General features: G+C 42.1%; 23 protein-coding genes. 7 read left to right on the top strand and 16 right to left on the bottom strand.

Features of this window, described 5'->3' with window-relative positions:
- Window positions 1-99: 99 nt before the first annotated feature.
- Together KO530_RS04235 and KO530_RS04230 are read right to left on the bottom strand one after the other, a co-directional pair.
- Complete coding sequence (locus KO530_RS04235) at window positions 100-651, bottom strand: hypothetical protein (RefSeq protein WP_216047154.1); 552 nt, start codon at window positions 649-651, stop codon at window positions 100-102.
- 162 nt (window positions 652-813) lie between these two features.
- The gene (locus KO530_RS04230; protein ID WP_216047153.1) at window positions 814-1368 is read right to left on the bottom strand and encodes a DUF1439 domain-containing protein; all 555 of its coding nucleotides are present in this window, start codon (window positions 1366-1368) and stop codon (window positions 814-816) included.
- 513 nt (window positions 1369-1881) lie between these two features.
- Between KO530_RS04230 and KO530_RS04225 the strand changes: the two genes are divergently transcribed.
- Window positions 1882-2469: a PEP-CTERM sorting domain-containing protein gene (locus tag KO530_RS04225; RefSeq protein WP_216047152.1), complete on the top strand. Its 588-nt coding sequence runs from the start codon at window positions 1882-1884 to the stop codon at window positions 2467-2469.
- 92 nt (window positions 2470-2561) lie between these two features.
- Here the strand turns inward: KO530_RS04225 and KO530_RS04220 are convergent, their stop codons facing one another.
- The 5 genes from KO530_RS04220 to KO530_RS04200 all read right to left on the bottom strand — a co-directional run bounded on the left by KO530_RS04220 (window position 2562) and on the right by KO530_RS04200 (window position 6660).
- A complete protein-coding gene (locus tag KO530_RS04220; protein WP_216047151.1) occupies window positions 2562-3374 on the bottom strand; it encodes a sterol desaturase family protein in 813 nt (270 codons plus the stop codon).
- The gene (locus tag KO530_RS04215; RefSeq protein WP_216047150.1) at window positions 3364-3771 is read right to left on the bottom strand and encodes a hypothetical protein; all 408 of its coding nucleotides are present in this window, start codon (window positions 3769-3771) and stop codon (window positions 3364-3366) included. Before KO530_RS04215 ends, KO530_RS04220 begins: the two co-directional genes overlap by 11 nt.
- Window positions 3772-3965: 194 nt before the next feature.
- Complete coding sequence (hmpA, locus tag KO530_RS04210; RefSeq protein WP_216047149.1) at window positions 3966-5147, bottom strand: NO-inducible flavohemoprotein; 1182 nt, start codon at window positions 5145-5147, stop codon at window positions 3966-3968.
- A 26-nt stretch (window positions 5148-5173) separates the two neighbouring features.
- Window positions 5174-6406, bottom strand: coding sequence for an NnrS family protein (locus tag KO530_RS04205; RefSeq protein WP_216047148.1), 1233 nt, complete (start codon window positions 6404-6406; stop codon window positions 5174-5176).
- Window positions 6406-6660 carry a hypothetical protein gene (locus tag KO530_RS04200; protein WP_216047147.1) on the bottom strand — a complete coding sequence of 85 codons (255 nt, stop codon included), beginning with the start codon at window positions 6658-6660 and terminating at the stop codon, window positions 6406-6408. Before KO530_RS04200 ends, KO530_RS04205 begins: the two co-directional genes overlap by 1 nt.
- A 196-nt stretch (window positions 6661-6856) precedes the next feature.
- Here KO530_RS04200 and norR point away from each other — a divergent pair, with 196 nt between their 5' ends.
- Window positions 6857-8413 (top strand): nitric oxide reductase transcriptional regulator NorR, encoded by a 1557-nt coding sequence (norR, locus tag KO530_RS04195; RefSeq protein WP_216047146.1) that lies wholly within the window; start codon window positions 6857-6859, stop codon window positions 8411-8413.
- A gap of 137 nt (window positions 8414-8550) precedes the next feature.
- On the opposite strand, the gene KO530_RS04190 is transcribed toward norR, so the two are convergent.
- From KO530_RS04190 to KO530_RS04165, 6 genes are read right to left on the bottom strand one after another with little or no spacing between them, the layout of a single operon-like run.
- A complete protein-coding gene (locus tag KO530_RS04190; RefSeq protein ID WP_216047145.1) occupies window positions 8551-9384 on the bottom strand; it encodes an enoyl-CoA hydratase/isomerase family protein in 834 nt (277 codons plus the stop codon).
- Window positions 9385-9415: 31 nt separating this feature from the next.
- Window positions 9416-10333 carry a 3-hydroxyacyl-CoA dehydrogenase family protein gene (locus KO530_RS04185; RefSeq protein ID WP_252728823.1) on the bottom strand — a complete coding sequence of 306 codons (918 nt, stop codon included), beginning with the start codon at window positions 10331-10333 and terminating at the stop codon, window positions 9416-9418.
- A gap of 5 nt (window positions 10334-10338) precedes the next feature.
- Window positions 10339-11148 carry an SDR family NAD(P)-dependent oxidoreductase gene (locus KO530_RS04180; protein WP_216047143.1) on the bottom strand — a complete coding sequence of 270 codons (810 nt, stop codon included), beginning with the start codon at window positions 11146-11148 and terminating at the stop codon, window positions 10339-10341.
- Between the two features lie 12 nt (window positions 11149-11160).
- Entirely contained in the window at window positions 11161-11505 is a 345-nt protein-coding gene (locus KO530_RS04175; protein ID WP_216047142.1) for a cupin domain-containing protein, read from the bottom strand.
- The gene (locus KO530_RS04170; RefSeq protein WP_216047141.1) at window positions 11492-12304 is read right to left on the bottom strand and encodes a cyclase family protein; all 813 of its coding nucleotides are present in this window, start codon (window positions 12302-12304) and stop codon (window positions 11492-11494) included. Before KO530_RS04170 ends, KO530_RS04175 begins: the two co-directional genes overlap by 14 nt.
- 10 nt (window positions 12305-12314) lie before the next feature.
- Window positions 12315-13127: a cyclase family protein gene (locus tag KO530_RS04165; RefSeq protein WP_216047140.1), complete on the bottom strand. Its 813-nt coding sequence runs from the start codon at window positions 13125-13127 to the stop codon at window positions 12315-12317.
- Window positions 13128-13306: 179 nt separating this feature from the next.
- On the opposite strand from KO530_RS04165, the gene KO530_RS04160 reads away from it, so the two are divergent.
- On the top strand, window positions 13307-14092 hold the full coding sequence (locus KO530_RS04160; RefSeq protein ID WP_216047139.1) for an SDR family NAD(P)-dependent oxidoreductase: 786 nt from the start codon (window positions 13307-13309) through the stop codon (window positions 14090-14092).
- Between the two features lie 26 nt (window positions 14093-14118).
- On the opposite strand, the gene KO530_RS04155 is transcribed toward KO530_RS04160, so the two are convergent.
- From KO530_RS04155 to KO530_RS04145, 3 genes are read right to left on the bottom strand one after another with little or no spacing between them, the layout of a single operon-like run.
- A complete protein-coding gene (locus tag KO530_RS04155) occupies window positions 14119-15654 on the bottom strand; it encodes a class I SAM-dependent methyltransferase (RefSeq protein WP_216047138.1) in 1536 nt (511 codons plus the stop codon).
- A 22-nt stretch (window positions 15655-15676) separates the two neighbouring features.
- Window positions 15677-17089 (bottom strand): arylsulfatase B, encoded by a 1413-nt coding sequence (locus KO530_RS04150; RefSeq protein ID WP_216047137.1) that lies wholly within the window; start codon window positions 17087-17089, stop codon window positions 15677-15679.
- Between the two features lie 27 nt (window positions 17090-17116).
- A complete protein-coding gene (locus tag KO530_RS04145; RefSeq protein ID WP_216047136.1) occupies window positions 17117-19498 on the bottom strand; it encodes a TonB-dependent receptor in 2382 nt (793 codons plus the stop codon).
- A gap of 277 nt (window positions 19499-19775) precedes the next feature.
- Between KO530_RS04145 and KO530_RS04140 the strand changes: the two genes are divergently transcribed.
- The 4 genes from KO530_RS04140 to fahA all read left to right on the top strand — a co-directional run bounded on the left by KO530_RS04140 (window position 19776) and on the right by fahA (window position 24182).
- The gene (locus KO530_RS04140; RefSeq protein WP_216047135.1) at window positions 19776-20735 is read left to right on the top strand and encodes a 3-hydroxyacyl-CoA dehydrogenase family protein; all 960 of its coding nucleotides are present in this window, start codon (window positions 19776-19778) and stop codon (window positions 20733-20735) included.
- A gap of 66 nt (window positions 20736-20801) precedes the next feature.
- The gene (locus KO530_RS04135) at window positions 20802-21800 is read left to right on the top strand and encodes a fumarylacetoacetate hydrolase family protein (protein WP_216047134.1); all 999 of its coding nucleotides are present in this window, start codon (window positions 20802-20804) and stop codon (window positions 21798-21800) included.
- A 200-nt stretch (window positions 21801-22000) separates the two neighbouring features.
- Window positions 22001-22780 (top strand): IclR family transcriptional regulator, encoded by a 780-nt coding sequence (locus KO530_RS04130; RefSeq protein WP_216047133.1) that lies wholly within the window; start codon window positions 22001-22003, stop codon window positions 22778-22780.
- On the top strand, window positions 22764-24182 hold the full coding sequence (fahA, locus tag KO530_RS04125; RefSeq protein ID WP_354667860.1) for a fumarylacetoacetase: 1419 nt from the start codon (window positions 22764-22766) through the stop codon (window positions 24180-24182). The genes KO530_RS04130 and fahA overlap by 17 nt, the downstream gene beginning before the upstream one ends.

Here is a 24182-nt window from a genome sequence, read left to right as displayed (position 1 = left end):
ATTTAGGGGGCAAGGGCGCGGATTCGCGCCAATGCAAAATAAAATTCAGTACTGAAAGTACAATTAATAAAAGTGCGCTCTAATCAGCGCGAGAACGTTTTAACTTAGGTAGGTAATGGTGCCGGTATAAAGCGTGTTTGCGTCTTTCCAGCCATTTAATTTGCTTTGATTACTTGCCGCATCGGGGCGCAAATACCAAGGAATATCAACACTTGGTGTTAATGGTGCTAAAAAGTGCTGACGGCCTAAAATTTCGGGGAGAAATTCGTAGGCTAAAACAAATATAGGTTCGTTTTGAATTGAAGAGCTAAAAGCGCTATATGCTGAGCGTTCGAATGGGGGCCAGCGTATGTCACGATTAAATCTAATATGTTCAGGAGGAATTTCCGAGCGAAAGTCATCGCCTACTTGATTGTTATGCTCTTTTAACCTGTTATTTCGTTTAATAAGCAGGTAATCCGACGACAAAATTTGAGTGGTGTGGTTGAGTTTAGCAACACTGATTGGATTATCGATGTTGTGATTATAAACACTAATATGTACTGTTTTATTTTCGCTATGCAGTGAGATTTCTAAACCGCGGGCAGGGGAGCTTAGTACCGCAAAAAGTGCAATACACATGCTTAAAATAAACGCCCGCCAAGTCCACATGAAACTTTTTAATATACTCTTGTTGAATTGTTAGCTTTAATAAGGACGAACTGAAAAAATGCAAGGTCACTTATAAATAAAAAATAAACAAATATTACTCAGAAGGTGCAGCCTATGCTTTCGTTGAACCTAAATAGCGGGTTCGACGATTTCAAATCTAAACTAAAGACTTGGCACCAATTGAATCGCACCTTCTACCACTTTTATATTCAAAGGGACTTTGCTCAAGAGCGCAACTTTAGGGTCTGCCATATCTAATTTATACACTGGTGTGGTCGCTAAAAATGTATTAATCAGATTCATTACTTGGTCATTTAATAGGTTCAAATTACCTTTATATTTACCCGCTTCAACCGTTGAGTCGACGAGTTTAAGGTTTTGTAAATATACTGCTTTTTTATCACTGTCGTAAGAAGGGCTACCTTCGATTTGCAACATTAAACGTACTGGATATTTAAATGCGAAGGCGTTTATTTCTGCACCGGAATCAACGCCAAGGGCGATGACATCCCGGTTGTCCGGACCAATATTAACACTTAGATTGTTAACGTTCAGCTCTACAGGCAACCCCATTACATTGACCTTTTCGCTTAAATTGGGGAGTTGTTGGCTTAGTAATGATTGCACTTGAGCGTTTGAGAATGAAAAAACCGATAAGCCTTGTGTGCTGGCACACCCAGTTAGAAATAAAGCTCCAATTACAAATAAAATTTTCATGACAAACCTTCTGGTGATTTGATAACAATAAAGTGGCACAACGTTAGCGACTAAATAAACAATATGATTGTAGCGTTTCACAGCTTAAGATCGACGAACGCTTAGTTCGTATTGTACGAGCTTGCAGTGCGTAATGCTATTAGTCTTAAACTCGGGAGGAGGTGAAAAGAAATAAATGCTAGTAAACAAAATTTTAATTGCAGCGAAGCTAGATATTTGTTTTTTGCGCTTAAACTTGAAAATAAGTGCTTACGACTAACACTATTCACTAGTAGTGATATATCTGAATCGATAACCTTAAATTTAAAAACAGCCAAATATGGTCGCTCAATAATATCTTGGGTATTATACTTAAGTATATGATAGAGATGAGATTTTTTGTCAGATTTATTTACAATAGATTTTTATTCTAAAACGTGAATTGATAAATAATCGTTATTTATCAACCGTTTAAAATATTGGCCTGACTATTGCTTTTGTTTTAACAGTTGTATCATTTATGAGGTTTTAAAAATGAATAAAGTGTTATGTTTAGTTGCTTTACTTTTTGCGGGCGTGGCTAATGCCACTATTATTTCCGGTGATTTTCGCACTGAAAGTGACCTTCCATATTGTTGTTTCGACGCTGGCCCATTAGTTTATGAAGACTTAAATGCATCGGTTGGAGCGGGTAACGAATTAGACAGTACAGACTTGTTGAGTAATGACAGCGATTGGTTTGGAGGTTCAGTATTTATCGATCTCGACCCGACAACAAACATCGTTACTCTCAGTTCACAAGATAACCTCGATTTTGAAGTTTTCACTGCTTTTATTAGCAATATCGTTTTTGATGCCGGTGAATCAATTACAGGATTGTCATGGATATCAGGAAATTTAACCGATATCGCCGTTCCTGAAGCATTGTCTTTTACCGCCAATAGTATTGAAATCAGTTATGATGTTGGTGACGGTAATGACACTTTCTACTTCACCGGAACCCAAGCACAGTTTCAAATTGAAACTCAATCTGGTTCTGTAGCAGTACCTGCGCCAGCTTCCGTTTTATTGCTTAGCTTAGGTTTATTAGCGTTGGTTGGAAGAAAAAGATATCACGCTTAATTAAGTACTATTTAAATTATTCAAAGCCTCGATAAAATCGGGGCTTTTTTATTGCTAGAAATCTTGCTTTTTAGTTGGGAGTTAATAGAACACTAGTGTAAGTTGCGGGGTTTGTTGAATAATAATTTCAAAGCACAAAAGGCACTTTTTTGCTGTCTTACTTTGTTAAATAGTATTCGCCATGGTGTGAATACCACATCATAAAATGACACCTTATATTGACGTTCAGTCACGCCATAATTTGGAGCTTCGCCATCGCTGCTGACGAAGGTTCCGAAAATTTTATCCCAAACAATGAGTACACCAGCATAATTTTTATCAATATATTGTGGATTACTGGCGTGATGTAAGCAGTGGTGAGTTGGTGTATTAAACACTTTACCAAGTACTTTGAATTCGGGACCAAGTTCGGTGTGCACAAAAAATTGGAATGCCAGATTCAAGGCTACCACTGCCAATACTAACTCGGGCGTATAACCCAAAATAATCAATGGAAGCCAAAATATCCACATGCCAACAATGGGATAGAAAAGACTTTGCCGCATAGCAGTAGAAAAATTCATATTGGTGGAACTATGATGCACAACATGAGCTGCCCATAACCAATTGCATTGATGACTAGCACGATGAAACCAATAGTATAAAAAGTCTTGTAATACGAATGCTAAAATTAACCATAGGGGACTTAATTGAATGGTAAATATAGCAAAATTACTATGTATCCAATAAAAAAATGGCATTAATGCGAGCATAGCAAGTATGTCTGTTGCTTGATGAGACAAGGCTAAACCTAAGTTTAAACCAAACTCTTTTAATGAATAACTTTCTCTGCGTTTACGCACTTCTATGCCAATAGCAATAAGAAATAACGGGCTGAGCAATAACAAGATATATTCAACGCTCATAGAGTAACTTCCTTAGTCGTTTGCCGGCTAATTTAAAGTCGTAAAACATCACTACTTTTAGCAGCCAATTGGGGACCCACGTATTGCTTTGGCCTTCAATTAGATACTGTAAATGTGGTTTTGCACTATTGCTAATATAATTAATTTGACCTTGATGCTGTTGTATCGGTCCGTTTCCTACAATCTGATATACAAGCTTAGTATCACTAAGTTGAATGATCTCCTCAACAAACTGATGGCCTCGCATATCAACTAAGCGCCGAGGTTTTCTGCCAGTGTTATCCAACTCAATGATTTTTGTAGCAAATACTTTGCTCAAAAACTCACAGTCAGCTAGCTGATGCATAGTGAATGCAGCAGCTTTGGGCAGCATTATTTTTATATTTAATAAAGCCATCTAACTTGAACACATTTTACAAAAGAGGCGCTAGCTTAACTTATTAAATACGGATTGTTTACTCGTGGGGGAAATAATAGAGATACAGTGTATATTTCTAGTTTATTTTAGTGCTTGATTGAGAATGAGCTTTGAGCTGCTATACGCAGATGCGCCCAACCCAATGGGCGCAATAAAATGATCAGTGTTAACGATTATAAATCTTGATGAGGACCAAATAGTTCATAATGAATACGGCTGTTATCAACGCCTAAATCTAGTAGTTGAGTTTTAATAAAAGCCATAAAATTAACCGGACCACAAAGATAGAATTCACCATTATTTATCGGCAACTCCGTATCTAAATCGCGAAGATTCATTAAGCCGGTATAGTTACATCCTTCTCCACCTTGATTAAACCAAGTCGCGGTTTGTAAGCGATTGTAAAGGCGACTAAGCTCATTTAAATCATTGGCAAATGAGTGTTGCTCTGGGGTTTCGCATGCGTGTAAATAGATAATGTTTTCGGTGTTTTTATCACTCAACAAACTTTGTAGCATGGCCATCATGGGAGTTTGACCGACGCCTGCAGACACAAGCACTGTTGGCGTTGCATTATCACGTAAATAAAAGTCTCCGGCAGGCGGGTATAGCTCTACAACACTGCCTTGAGGTAAAGAATGCAAATAATTAGAGACTACGCCAGGTTTGGGGAATAACTCTTTTTTAACGCTAATACGATAATTTTTGCCGTTAGCTTTTTGCGAAATAGAATACTGCCTAATTTGTTCATACTGACAATTATCAGGTTTGATTTTGATCCCTAAATATTGGCCAGGTTTATGGGAAATTACTTCCTTACCATCTACGGGGGTAAGTTCAAAGCTTGTCACTAACTCTGACTCTTGCTGTTTATTCGTAATTTCGAATTGACGTGTGCCAGACCAACCACCTTGGGTATTTTTGTTATGGGCGTACAAAGCTGCCTCTTCAGTGATGCATATATCACTTAACACTGCGTAAGCTTCGCGCCAGGCATACTCCACCTCGGGGGTAAATTGGTCAGGAATGAGCTCTTTGAGGGTAGCAATTAAGTGTCCACCTACAATTGGATAGTGTTCCGGTAAAATATTAAGACTGGCATGCTTATGATTAATCCGTTCCAGTGCATCTTTTAGTACAGCCAATTTATCAATATTTTGCGCGTAAGCAGCTAAGGCGTTAAATAATGCAAATTGTTGTTTTCCTTTTGCTTGGTTTGTCATATTGAAAATATTTTTAAGTTCTGGGTTGTGACTAAACATACGTTTATAGAAATGTTCAGTTATGACTGTGCCAGCTTCCGCTAATAGCGGAACTGTGCTTTTAACTATTTTTATAGTGTTATCAGTTAGCATATTTGTATCCTAAAGTGTTGTGACTATTATCCACGACGACCATCAATGCGAGGCCGAGTTAAAATCGGTATGCAATGAATCAAAAATAATAAAAAGGCCACTAACCACAACACAGCACTCAATTGCCACGCAAGGTATGACTCAATAAATAGGGGAAAAAGCGAGCGAATAATTCCTGCGACCATCACGAGCGCAAATGCGACTGCCATAAAATGTGGGATCACTAAGGGTCTTCCTGTATGACCGTGGGATACACGGGTCATCATGGCTAAAATCATCATTCCAATAGTACCGATGGTGATAAGGTGCAGCGCATCTTGGAACTCAATTAGCTCGCTACTTAAACTTAAAGCGACTAAAAATAATCCCACACTCAATGTGAAGTAAGAAATGTGTAACGACCATAATAAAGGCACGTTTAACACACCTTTATTCCACCAAAAATACGATCGAATCAGATGCAGCACGGCAACCAAGGTGAATCCTAAAGCTGGATTAATATCGTTAAGAAATAACTTACTGATAAAAAATAAAGCAATGGCAAGTATTGAAGAATACAAAAGCGCGATATCGATTTTAGGCGTGCTTACTTGCTTGGCGAGCTGCAATCCTTTGGCGGTAAAAAAGGGGATAACTCGGCCAGCAACAATGCCAATTAACAAGGTCATAATTAATACCGCAGTATCGACGGTGGCCAAAGCATACTGCACATCATGGTTCAATATTAACGCCAAATAGAAGGTGTTTAATGCGCAAAGCACAACCAAAACGGCTAACAAGGGATAGTTATTTTTATTTTTTACTTTGAACAACATGTTAGCCAGAGTCGCTATCGCGCCTAACCACCAAATTAACTGCAGTATCATGACTAAATATAAATTCAGGTTGGCAAAGTCTGGTACAAGGATAAAAAAACAAAATCGCGCAGCTAACCATATAAAGGTGAGCCAGATTAAAGGCGTTCCACTGATACTTGGAACTCCTGTCCAAGTTTGTGCTGCTGTCAGTAAAAATCCTACCGCGACTACCCCAGCGAAACCAAATAACATTTCGTGAGCGTGCCAAAGCGTTGCGGGAATTGTTAATTGCCACGCAGTGTATCCAGTTAAAATCAGCAGCCAATAACCCACAGATACCAGTGCGAGCATCGCTCCCATCAAAAAGAATGGTCTAAAGGCAAGCATCCAAACAGGACTTTTGGAAAACGCTAGAATACCTTTTTTCGGTGTTTCTGGCTCCTGTAAATTGATAGGGCGCATTAACGTACCTCCTGACCTAAGCCGTGCTGTGCTATACAGCGAACGACGTAGCCAACTTTCAAAATGGCAGCCATAATAATCGTACTAATGTGGGAAAATGTTTGCGTCAACATTGAAAAATGCTCGGCAAAGGGGTAACTAATTAAAATACTCAGAACGATTAAAATAACACTAATAATCAGTACTAAATTAGCGCCTAGCAATAATGATTTAAACTGTGTATCAAAGGTTAATTGTCTATTTACTGTGTTCATAACTTCCTATTAAACACTTACCTTGGTTGGAATATTGCAGGTATTGATTACACTTACTTCAATAATGACTTTACAGGTTTCGTGCCAATAAATTTTATTGATAAAATTCAATTGGTTAGGTATTTGTGCTTTACATTTAGAGTCGAAATGACCTATTGTTTAACGTGTTTATATAACTCGAATAGGTCTTTTTGACATGGTAGGGCAAGTTGATTTTTCAAAGGTAGCATTGCAACTGGCACAAGCAACTTTGCACCAGAAAGTTTATGATCTGTTACTCAACACCGTTCAACAAGTTGTTCCCTGTGATGCTAGCGCGTTGTTACAGTTCCAAGGTGAGCAACTAAAACCGCTTGCTATCAAAGGTTTGATGCCAGACAGTTTGGGACGGCGCTTTAACATATCAGAACACCCTAGATTAGAAGCCATATGCAGTGCTAAACAGGCTTTGCAGTTTGCTCACGATTGTCCCTTACCTGATCCATATGACGGTTTACTTTTAGCAAAAGAGGGAGATATTCCAGTTCATGCCTGTTTAGGTTTACCATTATTAGATGGGGATTTGTTATTGGGGGTGCTTACATTTGATAGTTTGAATGCCAGCGCCTTTAATAATATCAGCAGTGAAACCTTAAATAAGTTACAAGCACTTTGTAGCGCCCACTTCAAAATTGCCTTGCAGCTTGCGCAATACAAACATCATGCGCAACAGTCTACTGCTCTGGTACAAGAGCTCAACCGCGAAGCGTTAACCCGTGATGGTGGCGAAATTATTGGTCAAAGTCCGGCAATACAAACCCTTAAAAATGATATTCAATTGGTCGCTGGGTCTAATTTTAGTGTACTTATTTTAGGTGAAACAGGCGTTGGAAAAGAATTAGTTGCACGTAATATCCACTTGCATTCTGCGCGAAACGATCAACCTCTTATTCATCTCAACTGTGCTTCATTACCAGAAAATCTTGCGGAAAGTGAGTTCTTTGGACATGCTAAAGGGGCATTTACCGGCGCGCAGAACGCACGTCAAGGCAAGTTTCAATTAGCCGATGGTGGAACCATATTCTTAGACGAAATTGGCGAGCTTCCTTTGGCAATGCAAAGTAAGTTACTTCGCGTTTTGCAAAGCGGTGAAATACAAACTGTTGGTGAAGACACCCTGAAGTATGTGGATGTAAGGGTAGTGGCTGCGACCAATCGGGATTTGAAAAAAGAAGTGGCACAAGGGCGTTTCAGGGCTGATTTATATCATCGGCTGAGTGTCTATCCTATCAAAGTGCCACCACTGCGAAAACGCGAACATGATGTGACTTTATTAGCCGGTTATTTTATCGAGCAAACAGCCCGTAAATTAGGCATAAAACAACTTAAACTAAGCACTGAAGCACAGTTGCTACTCAATCAATATGGTTGGCCTGGTAATGTTCGGGAGCTGGAACATGTGATTAGTCGCAGCGCATTAAAAGCAATGCAGAGTCAGTGGCAAAACCCGATAGTTACGATTACTCGTGAACATTGTGACTTAATGCCACAGATACAGCAAAATGTGACGACTGCAGAGCAAAACATTGTCGATTATGCAGCCAATCAATCGTTGAAAAAAACCGTTGAGTCATTGCAGTACAACTTAATCACTGAACAGTTAAAACTGCACAATTACAATTGGGCAGCGGTTGCTCGCGCACTTGACCTAGATAGGGCGAACTTAGTTAGGCTTGCTAAACGTTTAGGTATAAACATCAAAAAAACACTGTAAACAACGTTGTGCTAAGTGCAGGTTTTAGCCATTCTACTTTTCTAGCAACGGCCTATCATTAGGAGCCAAGCTGAAAAATGAAGCGACAATAAAAAAGATGCCGAAGCATCTTTTTTCACTGTGGTTATTTACTCACTCTATTTTTCTTCATCGTATTTTATATATTCAAAATCGTGCTCTGACTTGGACATATTAAATGAATACATTTCAGATAAAACATGGATTCTAAAGTCTCTTTCAACCACGGCTTTCCATGGACGAACACAAATGTAATGGGTCAGGCGGCGGCATGAACGACTTTTAGTCATAATGTTGCGGGCTATTTCCCAAGCACGATCTACAATGTTCTCGCGCTCTACTACTTCGTTTACTGCGCCAAGCTCCAAACAGGTTTGAGCATCCATAGCTTCGCATGTCAGCATCATATAGTTACCGCGTTTCACACCTAAGATTTCCTGTAGACAAAGACCCATACCGTCACCAGGTACATGGCCGCTATCCATGCCGTAGTGGTCATCCTGCAACACGAAATCAGGAGTACAAAGGGTGATGTCACTCATCATACACATTTCCCAATGAATCCCTTTGCCGTTAATTACAGCTATTGTGGGAATTTCTAGATCATTAATAAAGTTCTCTACAATTTTGAGAGTGTCGTAGATTTGCACATCAAAACGTTTGTCGTCATCTGGTGATTGCTCAACTTCTTTGAATGACTCAACATCCCATTCGTTGATCCACTTATCGTCAGTTGAGGTGAGGATAAGTACTTCATTTTCTTTATCGTGACCTATGACTGTCCATAATTCAGCAAGTGCGTGGTGGAACTGATAACTCCACTTTACTGGACCGTTTTTGGTGTGCATTTTCACTTCGAGAATGCCATTTTCACGTTTGAACTTGAAAAAGTCCTTAAACTTTTCGCTGTATTCTTCCAATTTAGGTACTTGATAATATTGATTAATAGCCATTATGTTGTCCTCTTTAGGTTGCGATTTTCGCTCAATTAGTTGTTGTTTGTTTCGCTTTCGCGACTAAGTGTTCACGTACGCGAGTGCGCACGTCGTCTGCGGCTTCAGGCGTCCATTGGCGAAAACCGCCACCCGTCTTCATGCCTAATTGTCCAGTTTCGACTCGCTCAACCAATGCGGCTTGCGGTGATGAACTGGTATCTAGTGATGGATAAATTGTGGTTAAAATACGCAGGGTGAGATCCAGTCCCACTAAATCAGATTGCTCCAGTGGACCGAGCACCGCTAGGCGTTGGCCAAATCCGTACTTCACCACGTCATCAATGGTTTCTGCATCGCAGACCCCAGCTTCAAGCATCGCAATGGCTTCGCGTTTCATTGCATGCTGTAAACGGTTGCCAATAAAACCTGGAATATCCCGTTTAACGTGAACTGATTTCATGCCTACCGCATCAAGTAATGCAATGGTCTGTTCCACCGTTGTTACGCTAGTCTCATCCCCTTGCACCACTTCAACCAATCTCACTAAGTGAGGTGGATTCCAGAAATGGGCACCCACAATACGTTGTGGATGCAAAATACCTTTGGCTATCTCAGAAATCGGGATGGCCGAGGTGTTACTCGCTAATATGCATTTTGGGCTGCTAAAGCGGGCTAGTTGGCTAAAGATGTCTCTTTTTACATCTAGTATTTCTGGTCCTGCTTCAATGACAAACTCAGCGTCTTCCACCGCAGGTTGTATCTCTGTGTATAGGCTTAAAAGATCTCCCTTATCATAAGGTTGTTCAAGCAGTGTAAAAATGTCACTGATTTGCTGCTCAGCTTGCTCAAGCACTTGCAAATTGGGGTCAACTAAATTGACTGGGTGACCAGCAGCTAAAAAGCGCTGAGCAATACCGTGTCCCATTAAGCCTGCACCTATTACGGTGACCTTAGGTTGATCTGCCATTGTCATTACCCCGCTGTAAAGCCGCCATCAACGTACATAATCTGACCTGTACAAAAATTTGAAGCAGGTGACAATAAATACAACGCCATACCGACTAAATCTTCTGGTTCGCCGAGGCGTCCCAAAGGTAAACGAGACAAAGAACGCTGCTTAGTTGCTTGTCCTAATTCATTGTCTTCGTCAAACATCCAAGCGGTGAGTTTTGAGCGGAATACCGTAGGCGCAATTGAGTTGACATTGATACCATGTTGTCCCCACTCAGTAGCGAGTACTTTGGTCAACATATCGGTAGCACCTTTACTGGTGCAATAACCTGTGTAGCCTGAAATATTGCCGTGGCGACCGCGCACAGACGACACCATAACTACTTTACCGCCAGTTAAGTTATTGTTGATGCGATAGGTGCCATAAGCTTTAGCCATGAACCAGTTACCACGCACATTAGCATCCATAACAGCTTGCCAATCTTCATAATCTTGTTCGTGAATAAAACCTGCCTTGTTGTAACCTGAACCGATAAACATCAATTCAATATCGCCATAGGCTTCTACCGCTGCATTCACCATCGCATTGGCGTCTTCTAATGTATCTGGACGCAAATTTAGAGTTTGTACAGTGCCGCCCACTCCGCGACATTCCTCTGCAACTGCTTCTAATTCTTGTTTGTTGCCAGCCACTAAAGTCAACTTTGCGCCAAGTGATGCTAAGGTGATGGCCACAGCGCGACCAAAGGCCCCGGATGCACCTGTAATCAATGCTGATTTGTTACTCACGTCAAACAAAGATAATGGATTTTTCAACGTTTCAGATATCATAATCTGATCCTCCTAGTTGGATATCACTACAAGCATAGTGACAACTTTATTACTGCGATTTTCAACTGCGCGTTCTTCATTAAATTCAATGACGCAAGAGTCTAGTGGACCTAAAACCGTTTCTTTTTGAGTTCCATTTTCCTTGGTAAGAATAGTCACTTCGCCGTCGAGTACGATATAAGCTTTCTCGTTTGGAGAAGAAGCCCATTCCGCACCGCCACCGGGGAGGAAGTAAGATAAACAACAGCTAAATGCGTCGATATTGGTGGCATCTGCGCCTTGTAGTCGTAAACCTGCCATATCCCAATGTTGTCTAGCTTCATAGGTTTTGGCGTCTTTCAATTTAGTTACTTGCATAATCGTCTCCTTTATCGATCACATAAGATTGTTCTGGGTCAATAATCGCCACAAGTCGAATACCGCAGCCATCGCCACCAGGCCAGCGCCATGGGAAGCCCATAAAAGTACAGCGTTTTCCGGTGACTTTATCGATGTCTCCACCAACGTTTTCGATACCGGGGATCCCCGCTGCAAGTAGTGCTTTATGAGATGGTTCCCAATGTGGGAAGTCCTTCATCACATCGCGACCTGTTTCTTCTTTGTATTCTTTAAATAAGTGGTGGTGAGTAGGGCCAGGACCATGATCTACCAATTTAGTCCCAAGAGGGTGGTCTAAGGCTTGTACATCAATGCCCAATAATTTTATTTTGTGCTCAACCAGCCACTCAGCGCCTTCTTTATAAAGTCCCGGGGAATATTGATAATATTCATCGTTATCCCCCAAGTTTTTGTGGCTGCCAGTATTGATTATCACAATGTCGTTTTCGCGGATTTGTGGTCTGGCTTTCTCTAAATCTTCGGGTGTTACAACGCCCCATTTTCCTTTCGGTATCGACACTACTACGCCGGTGCCAAAAAAGCGCCAAGGCTCAAAGTCATCTAAATGTGGCGCGTTTTCGGTTACATGAATAGGTGCATCCATATGGGTTCCGCGGTGCATAATGCCTTCCCATTCAAGTACTTGGCAGCCATTCATGGCATGAAATTGTTGGGTGCTAATGGCAATACCTTTAGGGCTAGATGGCCATTGAGGCATACCATGTCCCCAACGATTACTTAAATCAAAAAACTGTAAACCTTGTGTTGTTTGTGACATTACGCTCTCCTTATTCCTGATTCGTACCGGGTTCGATACGGTATTGCCCATTTGGATCTGAAATTGCCATTAATCGAATTACGCAAGCATCTCCTTCATTCCAACGCCAAGGCATGGCATGGAAGGTAGTGCGTTTGCCGGTGACAGAGTCAAGGTCGCCGCCTACATTCTCGATAGTTGGAATGCCGTTCTGTAACAATAATTTGTGAGCTGGTATCCAATCAGGAAAGTCTTCACTTGCACTTCGGCCGGTTTCAGCTTCATATTCTGGGGCTAGTCGTTTCATTGTTGGGCCATTTCTGTGCAACCCTAACGAGGTAGCAAGAGGATGGTCGACTTGCGGAGTGTCTACTCCCAACATTTTGATTTTTTTATCCACGAACCATTGAGCTGCATCTTCTGTGATGCCTGGAGAGTGGCCAAAATAGGCTTGGCTATCAGCATAAAGGTGATGCCATCCGGTGTTGATCAAAACGATATCACCGGCATTAATATATTGATCAAATGAAGCTAAATCAGCGGCGCTAACTTGCTGCCATTTTTGTTTGGGTATAGAAATTACGACGCCTGTACCCCAGAATGTTTCTAGCGGCAATTCGCCGATGCCTTTGGCACCAGAGACTAAATGAATAGGCGCATTAACATGTGTTGAAGTATGAAAAGTCGTTTTAAATTTCTGGCTCATCACACCATGTTTCGCGTGATTCACTGAACGGTATAGAATAAGTTCATCGTGTCCAGGCAAAACGGGTTGATTGTGATGCCATGGGTGGCTCAACTCTACAAATTGAAGGCCAGTGTTTGGTTCTGTTCTAACGGTCATTTTGTTATCCACAGTTGCAAGGTGTGAAAAGAGTATTGCACGGGAAAAGGGACGCTTCGACAGGGTTGTCTTAACTATTGAAACACTATTTAAATTTAAATGGTTTTTAGGCTTAGACTGCAGAATACTTGGGTTGGAGGCAATTTATTGTCAGTTTGAAACTTAAGGGAGTTACAATTATGCAACAAACTTCACCAGCATCTTTATTTAGCCTTGATGGCAAGTCAGCCCTCGTAGTTGGTGCTACGGGTGCGTTAGGATCGGCAGCAGCAAAAGCGTTGGCCGCAGCAGGTGCAAACATTACATTAACAGGCTCGAATAGTGAGACATTATCGGCCCTTGCACAGGAAATTCAGTCTTACGGGGTAGAGGTTTCCTATTTTGTGGGCAGACCGGAAAACGAAGAAGTGGTAGAGCGCATGCTCAAACATGCAACGCATAAACATCCACTCGATATTTTAGTCTGTGCCTCAGGTACGGCTGTTGTAAAACCTATCGCACAAATGAGCCCAGAAGAATTTGATAGAGTCATGGACGCCAATGTAAAACAAAGCTGGCTGGTATCAAGGGAAGCCAGTAAAGTGATGATCGAGCAAGGTCGTGGCGGAAAAATCATCTTAGTTTCCTCGGTGCGTGCTCAGTTTGCTACCGCTGCCGGTACGTCAGCCTATGGTACATCTAAGGCTGCAGTCAATATGCTTACTCGTTCTTTAGCCGTGGAACTTGGACCACATAATATTTGTGTTAACGCCATCGCGCCTACAGTATTTCGCTCGGCATTAACGAGTTGGTTGTTTGAGCCAGAAGCTGCCGACAAACGCGCCGATGTGCTAAGTCGAATCCCGTTAGGACGCCTAGGAGAGCCTGAAGATTTTAATGGAATCTTTATGTTTTTAGCATCCGCTGCTTCAAACTTAGTGACTGGCGAAGTGATTAATATCGATGGTGGCTTCTCTTGCAATTAAAGGCCTTGCAATTAAAGACCTTGCAATTAACGGTATTGAAGAATGCCCAAGCGTAACAGCTCGGGCACAACCCGTTGATTAAAAGCGGGTTGGCTTTGAGCAATAATTGCTGCAAAGGTTTGTTTCGTTATCGGTTGACCATTTGCATCATGAAACGCATTCTGCAAGTCGCCTAATTTATCCCATGCCGCACCAACGTCACCGAATACCAACGCCCATAAATACAATCTATCTTTGATAGGTAACAGCAAACGTGTACCAATCAACGGCGAAGCAAGGGGTCTTCCATGCTCAAGATGAATATCTTGTTTTAGCAAGGTTTGATTCAATAAAGAAGGCATACATAAAGTACCTTGTGGCGAAGATGGGGCAATTGGTTTCGCCAATGACATAACCCGAGTAGCCAGCAATTGAGTCACTAGCTTTTCAGCTTCTAAAAAAGGACTGGCTAGTTTCGCTTGGTAACGCTCACATAATTTATTGATCAACGCGTTTATCGTACTGCAATCTGCATGATCTCTAAGCAAAGATACAATAGTCGGGGTGAGTAGGTTGGCGGCTGGAAATTGAGTCGTAATGTGGCCAATCATGTTATCGCTAAGGGCGCCTGGCGCAAAATAAAAATGACATTCTCCAATTCTTTGTAACAATGACGAGGTTGAAGGTTTGGCCCCTTTACAATAAATATCTTTACGTTGTGCAATATTCCAAGCTATATCTTGCAACATTTGCTGTGTTGCCACTGAAAACTGTTCGCTATTAGCTGGTAGTCCCAAGTGTGCAGAAAATTCGGCTATATTATGATGTAGGCCCGCACTGCCGACAAACTCAAGCCCAACACTTTGTGCTTTTGCAATAATGTCGCGACTCCAAACGCTGCGAGGTTGCAGGTTGAGCACTTCGTGGGCTTCATCCTCTGGGGCATTTGCAAGCAATCGGGAAAAACGCTCGTTTGCTTGACCATTTTGTTGGAAGAATTGGCCGTTATTTCCTCTGACTTCAGCCAGTAACTGACTCGCACCTTTGAGCTTCTCAGCACTAGATCCTGAATACTCGGTGGAGAGTTGTTGCAACATGCCATACAAAGTCGCGTTTTGAGTAATACCCGGTAAGGCACAGTAATCTAAAAAGAATAAGCCTCCTTGTACAAGTGCACGGGTCGCAACATCGAATAAATCTGTTTGGCGTTTTTCATCGAGCCACGAAAATACGCCACTGGCCGTGCAATAATCAAACTCCTTCAGGTTTAATTGCCCAGCATCGGCTATATCGCTGCAGAAAAATTGTAGATTTTTTAAATTTGCTTGGCGGGCGAGTGTTTGCCCTTGTTCAATGTGTGTGGGATTGATGTCTAACCCAACAAACTCAGCTTCGGGGTAGGCATCCGCTAATAGCGTTAAGGTATGTCCATTCCCGCAAGCTAAATCTAAATACCGAAAATGGCCTGCAAATTTATGTGCAGGCCAACCCGATAGTAGGGCTGCAGTAGTGATGTGAACAGGTGTTTGTAATGCACCAAAATCTGAATTAAACGCGACGTCTTGAGTGTATTCTGAATTCATTACTGCACCTGTTAGCTAATTATTATTCTGCTGTTTCCACCCAAGGAGCACGGGTTTCGGGTTTACGTATATCGTAGATAAAGTTACCGTCAGGTCCATAAAAAAGCGATTCTGGAGGAGGACCTTTCGCCGCTTTTGAAGGGAGCGCTGTTCTTGAGGTTAACTGTTTTGACAAGGCAGCTACTAAATCTGGGTGCATTGCGGCTAAATTATGTTGTTCAAATTCGTCCTCTAGCAGATTAAACAACAAAGTATCAGTACCTTCTTTTATCAGTTTAAACGGCCACTGATACACGGCTTTTGATTTTGCCGTACCAAGTAAAACTGTCCTTTGAGTATTGTCTGTGGTTCCTGTTTTTAACAGCGTAAACATACTCTGACCATCAAAATTAGCTGGATCATATTGGATGTCCGCGGCGTCTAGTAAAGTGGGCAGCCAGTCTTGCGTAAAAAGTGGTGATTCTGCAATATTCTTCTTACTCAAACCTGCTGGCCAGCGCACAATGGTAGGTACACGAACCCCGCCTTCGTAGGCGCTAGCTTTGCCTTTTAACAGTTGGCCGTTGTTCGCTCCCGCTTCCAAGTTACCTCCATTATCACTCATAAATACCACTAAGGTGTTGTCGGCAATACCTTTGTCTTCAAGTGCTTGAAGTACTTCACCAATACGCTGATCAACATGAGATGTCATGTCAGCAAATACACGACGGTCAGCCGATGGTATCGCGCTATAGTCGTAAATTGGCTCAGGCACATATTGCAAAGGCGTATGTGGTGCATTTAATGATAAATACATGAAAAAGGGGGCATCGTTGTTATAATTTTGGATTTTTTCGATTGCCTTGTGGGCTAACAAATCAGTGGCATGTCCTTCTTCTCGCAGTGAGGTGTCATTGTGTTGCCAATCAAGACCACCAAAATACACATGAGTATAGAAATCAACAAAACCACCTAGGAAACCATAAAAATCATCAAATCCTCGGTTGTGGGGCATTGCAGACTTCTTAGCCATGCCTAAATGCCATTTCCCTACCATCCAGGTTTGGTAACCTGCATCCCGAAACATCTCAGGCATAGTTGTCAGGCTCTCAGGCAGCATAGCATCGTTTTCCATTGGCCCATCAATGCCAAACCCTAGAGGGTTTTTTCCGGTCATTAAAGCAGCCCGAGTGGGGCTGCATATGGGATAAGCATAACTATGACTTATAACCACGCCTTGATTGGCCAACGCGTCTATATTAGGCGTTTTAATCTCAGACCCTAAATAACCCACATCACCGTAGCCTAAATCGTCTAGCAGAATAAAAATAATATTCGGCTTAGCATTAGTTTGTGACGCTATTTGAGTTTCAGCTTCCGTTTTAACACAACCATTAATACAAACGCTTAAAACCAACACACCAATAAGGTGCAAAACAGACTTAGTTATATTCATAATACTTAATACCTCTTAAAGCACTAATCAAAAGAAACTGTAGGCTAGATTAATTCCAGCGGTTCTTGGTTCACGTAAGCGAACACTAGTGTTGTAAGACATACCTGAGATGCGTCCATCAAAAAAGCGCACTGCGCCTGCAGGAGAGTCTTCATCAAACAAATTATTGACGTACAATTCGATTGACCAGTTATCGGCGCGAATACCACTGCGCAGATTAACCATAGAATATGCAGGTAAGTAGTCGGTATTGATTTGCTCAACATAACGTTTGGAACGATATTGGTAGTCAACTCGGCTATAAGACACTAAATCGCTGTTTAGTTCCACCGTGTAGGTAGCATTTAAAGACCAAGTGAACCGCGATAACATAGGCGGCGCATTGCCACCAATAGTTGCAGCACAGTTATAAGGCTCAGTAGAAGTTGCAGCAACACCATAATCTAACGGAATGGGGGAACATGCATCATCTTTAAATTCCAGTCCGGTGTAAGAGATAGCAGTACCTATGTCAAGATAGTCGATTGGTTGCCATTCACCTTCAAATTCGATTCCCGCACCACTTAAATCTCCGGTATTTAGAAATAATCGAGAGTAGTAATCATCTGCAGTCGTGCCTTCAGATAGCTCGCCATCAGAGGGAGTCCAGTTAGCTGTAGCTGGCTGAACGTAGCCTTCCCAATCTAAATAGTAGAGGGCTAAAGAATAGCGGAAGTCGTGGTCTGGCAAATACCCTTTTACGCCTAGCTCATAACTCACAATCACTTCTTCTTCATAGGTTTGAAATGCATCTAAATCGAAGCCTTCTTCTGCGGCAGTTTGCAGCAAAATTGGATCAAGGGCATTGGCATTGAAGCCTGCAGGGTTAGTACCTCGAGCTAACTGAGCATAAACATTATTGTTGTTGTCTAATTCATAACTTAGGGCAATACGAGGCTGGAACGATTTAGTATCGCTGCTGGATTGAATATCACTGTCAACTCCTCTGGCTGCATTTTCTGGATAAACACTGTCTATCTCATCAGATTGGTAACGTCCTTCAATCGAGCCAGTTAAACGGTCGGTAAATTGATAACCAAGGTTGAAAAATACGCCGATATTTCTTGCGCCTTCAGAATATAAGTCCATCACCGCACCGGTAGATTTATTCGCATATACCGTATTCAAATAGTCGTACTCATATAAAGAAGCACCGACCAACCAGTTGAAATCACCTTCGTCTGATGAGGCCAAACGCACTTCAGCATAAGTTTCATCGCTTTCTGGTGAAGAGGCCACATGTATGGTGGTCACATCATTGTAGGCATCACGATCAAAAGAGGTATCACCCACTTCGTCAGTGACAGCGCCTAAGACTGTTAACGCCATGCCGTTATCAAACTCAATCTCAACTGAGCCTTGAATCCGTTCACGATCAACCCGTGTACCAGGATTAACGACGGGGTTAACCGCGTGATCAAAGTTGTAGTCAAAATAAGGCTCTATATGATCGATTTCGCCGTTTATCACACAGGCGTTACTGCCGCCATTGATGACACATAAACCGTCACTATCAAGGGCGTAGGGCTCAAGTTGGTCAAGGTTAGCAAACAATACAGCCGTGTGACCGTCATCAATTTCTTGGTTGAGGTACATCAATTCAGCTTTAATATTATCGGTGGGTGTATACACTAGTTTCACAGAACCTAGGCTGTCTTTTCTCGCGCCTAATTGATCACCCGATGTGGTTACCCATTCACTTGGACCACCATAGTTATTTGACTCTAAGGTGACTGCCACGGCCAACTTATCTTCTATTAACGGGGTAATTAATGACAGGCTAACATCTCGGGTTTCATCTGTTCCAAGTCTGCCTCTAACATCAAACTCTAAATCACCAGAAGGATCCGGATCGCGGGTAACATAATTAATCGCACCACCAAATGTAGAGCGACCAAAAGCGGAACTTTGTGGGCCACGAAGTACTTCTACTTGCTGTAAACCTGCAAAAGAACTCATCCCTTGAGCACCGACAATGGGAATGCCGTCAATAAAAGTGGTGACCTTAGCTCTGATAGATGAGTTTTCAGTGGAGCCTACACCGCGAATGGCAGGCTTGTTAGCGATACGACTGCCATCTGCATTATTTTCCACACCAGGCATCAGTGCAAATAAACTGGTAATGTCAGAAACACCAGCTTGGGTCAACTCATCACCAGTCATTGCGGTGAGAGAAACGGGAACATCTTTTTCCTGTTCACCGCGTTTACGCGCATAAACAAGAATTTGTTCTACCGCTTCTTCTTCAGCGATGTTGGGTTGTTCTTGTGCAAATAGCTGACTATTACCAACCATGGGGTTTAGCAAAAGCGTACAAACCGCTAGTGCCAGTGGGTTTCTTTTAAAACGTCTTTGTACAACATTACTCATAAGTACTCCTCAATGCGCCAATGCATTTTCGTGAAACGATCAATGTAATAAATTTGTTAAATCTAGGTTACGAATGGTCGATTCTCCGGTCAATGTATGTGTTTCACATGTTGAAACGCTTTGAAAGTAAACTGTGAGTCCTGTTGTGGCATTATTTGCGCATATACTGCAGATTGTCTCATATGGTGAAACGCCTATCTTGCTGATGAATACTTATCACCCTTACTATTGTTAACGAAAGTTTAACAAATTAAATGCAAAAATCGGGTGATTAGTCATGGTTTCTCAACAAATAAAGCAAATTAAGCGCGTCGCGGTAATTGGCGCGGGCGTAATGGGTGAAGGAATTGCGCAAGGTTTTGCGCAAGCCGGTTTACAAGTCGATGTATATGATATTTCGGAAGAAGCCTTAGTGCGATGTGAAAATGGCATCGCGCGTAATTTAGAGCAGTTTAAAAAACATCAATTAATCACCGAAAACCGAGAAGATATACTTCAGCGAATTAGCTACACAGCAACCACCGATGTCGCTGAGTATCTCTCATCGACGGATGTGGTGATTGAGGTGCTACCTGAGCTTATTGAGCTTAAACAATCATTGTTCGAGCGCCTAGATAAGTTACCTGAAAATATTATTCTAGCCACTAATACCAGCAGTATGACTGTGTCTGAAGTCGGCGCCAAAATGGCCACGCAGCATCGTTTGATTGGCCTGCATTACTTTAATCCTGCACATATTATTCCAGCAGTAGAAGTGCATAAATGTGCGCAGACCTCACAACAGACTATTGATTTAACCCTTGAACTAATGAAATCAATTGGCAAACAGCCGGTTTTGGTTAGAAAAGAAATTCCGGGATTTATCATTAACCGTCTAACCGGTGCTATGGAGCGGGAAATCGATTATTTGTTGGAGCAAGGGGTAGTCTCACCTGAAGACTTAGATACTGCTGTAAAGGCCAGTTATGGTTTCAGGCTTGCGTGCCTTGGACCAATGGAAGCCGAGGATATGATTGGCTTAGATACCGCAGCTAGGGCATCAGCCAACATTTTCCCAACGTTAAGCAAAGCCGATTTACCCTCGCAACAACTTATCGATAAAGTTGAGCGTGGGGAATTAGGATTAAAATCCGGTGAGGGGTGGTATCAGTATCACGACGGGCGCGGTGACAAAAAAGTGGCAATAAATAACGAACGTTTGCTGCGTCAACTAAAGCTTTTCATTGCAAACAATTAACCCAGCTTATCGAAACTAAAACTCGTTTTTATTAACGACAAATATTATTTGGCAAGGATTACACCTATGAAACTTATTTCTTTTTCTGTCGACTCTCCCTTTGGACCGATCAACCGTATAGGTGCGCAATTGCACGAGTATGTTGTCGATCTTAATTTCGCTTACGCATTTTATTTGAAACAGCACACTGATACTGAACGTTGTCAGCAAATAGCCGATGCAATTGTTCCCGCTGATATGTTGTTGCTGTTACAAGGCGGCAGCTACAGCATGGAAGAGGCGAAAAAAGGATTGAATTTTGTTAAATCTCGCTACACAAATAATCAACCCATGTTTGGACCTGACAACCAGCCTTTACAATTTTTGATGTCGCATGTTACTTTGCTCGCCCCTGTGTTACGTCCAAATTCCATACGCGATACTATCAGCTTCGAAACCCACGCCAAGAATTTTGAAAAACGAACGGGTAAACCGATTCCAGAGCTTTGGTATCAACAGCCGCTTTATTACAAAGGTAATACAAGCACGGTTTGCGGTAATAACAGCATCATCCCATGGCCAAAGTATACTAAAAAGCTCGATTTTGAATTGGAATTCGGTATTTATATAGGCAAAACGGGACGCAATATAAGTGCTGAAGATGCAGCGTCTTATATTGCCGGTTACACCATATTTAATGATATTAGTGCAAGAGACGTTCTTCAGCAGGAAATCACTATGCTTTTAGGGCCTGCGAAGGGAAAAGATATGGATATGGGGAACGTAATGGGACCTTGTCTGGTTACACCCGATGAAATTGATCCTGCAAACCTGAAAATGGAAGCACGAATAAATGGAGAAACTTGGTCGTCGGGCAATACATCTGACATGTATTGGAGCTTTGCCCAAATCATAGAGCATGTATCAAAGTCTGAGACACTCTATCCGGGGGACTTTATTGGTTCTGGTACCATCGCCTTTGGTTGTGGTGACGAACTTGAGCGATGGATAGAACCGGGAGATAACATTGAACTGGAAGTTGAAGGTATCGGTATCCTGCGCTCTCAGGTCGGTTCACCCGAGTAATACGCTGTTTTTTGCCTGTAGCAGAATGCACCCTGCTATGGGCTTTTTGCTGTTAATGATTAATTTTCAAACCTCCCTTCTTACAAAGTGTTCACAAATTAAATACACTATATAAACTTTTTGTCTCAAATAGTGAGACACCTTTATTGCGGAATTTAGCGTCGGCAGTAATATCTGTTTAACCAATATTAGGGGGCGCTATGAAAGAATGTGACTCATCGTCTACCGTAGACAAAGCCATTCGTATTCTCATCGAACTGGCCAAAGAAAATCAAGAAGTTGGCACTACGAGTCTAGGCAGGAAATTGGACATTCATAAAGCAACCGTGTCTCGGTTGTTAATGAAGTTGGCCGAGCATGAATTTGTATATAAAAACAAAGAAACAGGCAAATATTGGCTAGGACCGGCTATCTATCAGCTTGCAATGACCATGGCAGATGTCAATTTTGATGAAATTCTGCATTTAGCAAGACCTCATATAGACGAGCTTAGAGACTCATTACAAGAAACGGTTACTTTGGAAATATGGTTAGGTAACTCTACTGTACCTACTTACTCCGCTCCTTCTAACCTGCCGTTAAAAGTGGTGCTTCCACCGGGCGAAGTCCTGCCATTACACACCGCAGCCGGTGCCAAAGCAATACTTTCATACATTCACGACGAGCGGGTAGATATGTTGTTGAAGGGGGAGCTTGAGAAAATAACACCCAATACCATTACGGATAAACAACAATTACGCCAACGCCTGATTGATTACAACAAACAAGGGTATGCCACAGATGAGGAAGAGTTGCATTTAGGAATATGTGCAGTGGCGGTGCCAATCTTTAATAGTATCCGTCAGCCAATTGCTGCCATTGTGGTGTTAACACCGTCTTCTCGCTTTAGCCAAAAACTAGAGCCGTCGTTAATCAGTAAATTAAAAAAGAAAGCCGCTGTTATCGGCACGGAGATGATGAAACGTGGAATCAGATATTAAACTCGCGCAACACAATCCTTTTGTAGATGAAACTCATAATCCGTCACTAATAAGTTGGCTGAAAAGTGCCAACGGGCACCCGAGTTTCCCAATTCAAAATTTGCCGTTTGGGGTCTTTATTGACGCCGAACAGATACCACGCTGTGGCGTCGCTATTGGTGACTTTGTGATTAACCTTCACACCCTCGGATTGCAGCGGATTTTCAGTGGTAAAGCGCAAATTGGACTCGAAGCGCTAAGGGAAACCTGTTTGCAACGTTTTATGTCTTTAGGGAAAGATTTCTCTGTGGCGTTTCGACAAGCGTTATCTAATGCCTTAACGGATGGGTCTCAGCATGAAATGGCCGTTAGGAAGGCGTTAATTCCAAGCGCTGACGTAAGTTTTTGTCTGCCTTGTCAAATCAGTGACTACACTGACTTTTATACGTCAATTCATCATGCGACTTCGGTAGGGAAATTATTTAGACCAAATAACCCTTTGCTTCCAAATTATAAGTGGCTGCCCATTGGTTATCATGGCAGAGCATCAAGTATTCACCCTTCTGGTATACCGGTTTTTCGTCCCATCGGGCAAACCTTAAATGCCGATACTCAACAACCAGAATTAACAGCCACTGCGAAACTCGACTATGAAGTTGAACTGGGAATTTTCATCGGTCAATCTACGGAGTCCTTTGAGCCGGTTTGCATTCAGCAGGCCGATGCTCACTTCTTTGGCGTTAGTATGCTAAATGATTGGTCAGCGCGGGATATTCAAGCTTGGGAATATCAGCCTTTAGGTCCGTTTTTGTCGAAGAATTTTATAAGCAGTATTTCGCCTTGGATTATTACCGCTGAAGCCTTGGCACCATTTAGAGTGCCGCCAACGAATTACCAAGATAGGCCTGAAGTTGTAAATTTACAAAGCAATGAGAATAGCCTTTTAGGGGGATTCGATATTCAAATGACATGTCACATTAGAACCGAACAAATGCGACATCAAGGAATTCCAGCATTCAAGTTAAGTCAAACCACGTTTAAACATGCATTTTGGACTATAGCGCAGATGATAACCCATCATACGCAGACTGGTTGCAACCTTAATTCTGGTGATCTTCTTGGGTCGGGAACGCAATCTGGGCCCACCGAAAGTGAGGCCGGCTCTTTACTTGAAATAACCCAAGGCGGGCAACATCCAATCCATTTACCCAGCGGTGAGAAACGTTTTTTTCTTGAAGATGGGGATGAGATTGAAATTTCCGGTTATTGCGAATCAGAAAATGGATTACGCATTGGAATTGGTTCTGTTAGTGCTGTTATTTATCCGCCCAAAAACACTAAACCGACACAAACTATCAAACCTACTGCAAGTAGTGACTCTGCGCTTTGTCACAGCGATCCTGTCGCGCATTTAGGAGAGTAA

The organism is Aliiglaciecola lipolytica (assembly GCF_018860635.1).
Lineage (GTDB): Bacteria > Pseudomonadota > Gammaproteobacteria > Enterobacterales > Alteromonadaceae > Aliiglaciecola > Aliiglaciecola lipolytica_A.
The sequence above is the reverse complement of the archived record's forward strand: the minus strand, read 5'-3'. Positions and strand labels throughout refer to the sequence as shown.

Bases quoted from the DNA above. Each gene is read 5' to 3' on its own strand.
- KO530_RS04150 (WP_216047137.1), bottom strand. From the start codon at position 17,089: ATGAATATAACTAAGTCTGTTTTGCACCTTATTGGTGTGTTGGTTTTA.
- KO530_RS04230 (WP_216047153.1), bottom strand. From the start codon at position 1,368: ATGAAAATTTTATTTGTAATTGGAGCTTTATTTCTAACTGGGTGTGCC.
- KO530_RS04215 (WP_216047150.1), bottom strand. From the start codon at position 3,771: ATGGCTTTATTAAATATAAAAATAATGCTGCCCAAAGCTGCTGCATTC.
- KO530_RS04220 (WP_216047151.1), bottom strand. From the start codon at position 3,374: ATGAGCGTTGAATATATCTTGTTATTGCTCAGCCCGTTATTTCTTATT.
- KO530_RS04145 (WP_216047136.1), bottom strand. From the start codon at position 19,498: ATGAGTAATGTTGTACAAAGACGTTTTAAAAGAAACCCACTGGCACTA.
- KO530_RS04160 (WP_216047139.1), top strand. From the start codon at position 13,307: ATGCAACAAACTTCACCAGCATCTTTATTTAGCCTTGATGGCAAGTCA.
- KO530_RS04170 (WP_216047141.1), bottom strand. From the start codon at position 12,304: ATGTCACAAACAACACAAGGTTTACAGTTTTTTGATTTAAGTAATCGT.
- KO530_RS04205 (WP_216047148.1), bottom strand. From the start codon at position 6,406: ATGCGCCCTATCAATTTACAGGAGCCAGAAACACCGAAAAAAGGTATT.
- KO530_RS04165 (WP_216047140.1), bottom strand. From the start codon at position 13,127: ATGACCGTTAGAACAGAACCAAACACTGGCCTTCAATTTGTAGAGTTG.
- KO530_RS04185 (WP_252728823.1), bottom strand. From the start codon at position 10,333: ATGGCAGATCAACCTAAGGTCACCGTAATAGGTGCAGGCTTAATGGGA.
- hmpA (WP_216047149.1), bottom strand. From the start codon at position 5,147: ATGCTAACTGATAACACTATAAAAATAGTTAAAAGCACAGTTCCGCTA.
- KO530_RS04190 (WP_216047145.1), bottom strand. From the start codon at position 9,384: ATGGCTATTAATCAATATTATCAAGTACCTAAATTGGAAGAATACAGC.
- KO530_RS04225 (WP_216047152.1), top strand. From the start codon at position 1,882: ATGAATAAAGTGTTATGTTTAGTTGCTTTACTTTTTGCGGGCGTGGCT.
- KO530_RS04200 (WP_216047147.1), bottom strand. From the start codon at position 6,660: ATGAACACAGTAAATAGACAATTAACCTTTGATACACAGTTTAAATCA.
- norR (WP_216047146.1), top strand. From the start codon at position 6,857: ATGGTAGGGCAAGTTGATTTTTCAAAGGTAGCATTGCAACTGGCACAA.
- KO530_RS04180 (WP_216047143.1), bottom strand. From the start codon at position 11,148: ATGATATCTGAAACGTTGAAAAATCCATTATCTTTGTTTGACGTGAGT.
- KO530_RS04175 (WP_216047142.1), bottom strand. From the start codon at position 11,505: ATGCAAGTAACTAAATTGAAAGACGCCAAAACCTATGAAGCTAGACAA.
- KO530_RS04235 (WP_216047154.1), bottom strand. From the start codon at position 651: ATGTGGACTTGGCGGGCGTTTATTTTAAGCATGTGTATTGCACTTTTT.
- KO530_RS04135 (WP_216047134.1), top strand. From the start codon at position 20,802: ATGAAACTTATTTCTTTTTCTGTCGACTCTCCCTTTGGACCGATCAAC.
- KO530_RS04155 (WP_216047138.1), bottom strand. From the start codon at position 15,654: ATGAATTCAGAATACACTCAAGACGTCGCGTTTAATTCAGATTTTGGT.
- KO530_RS04140 (WP_216047135.1), top strand. From the start codon at position 19,776: ATGGTTTCTCAACAAATAAAGCAAATTAAGCGCGTCGCGGTAATTGGC.
- KO530_RS04130 (WP_216047133.1), top strand. From the start codon at position 22,001: ATGAAAGAATGTGACTCATCGTCTACCGTAGACAAAGCCATTCGTATT.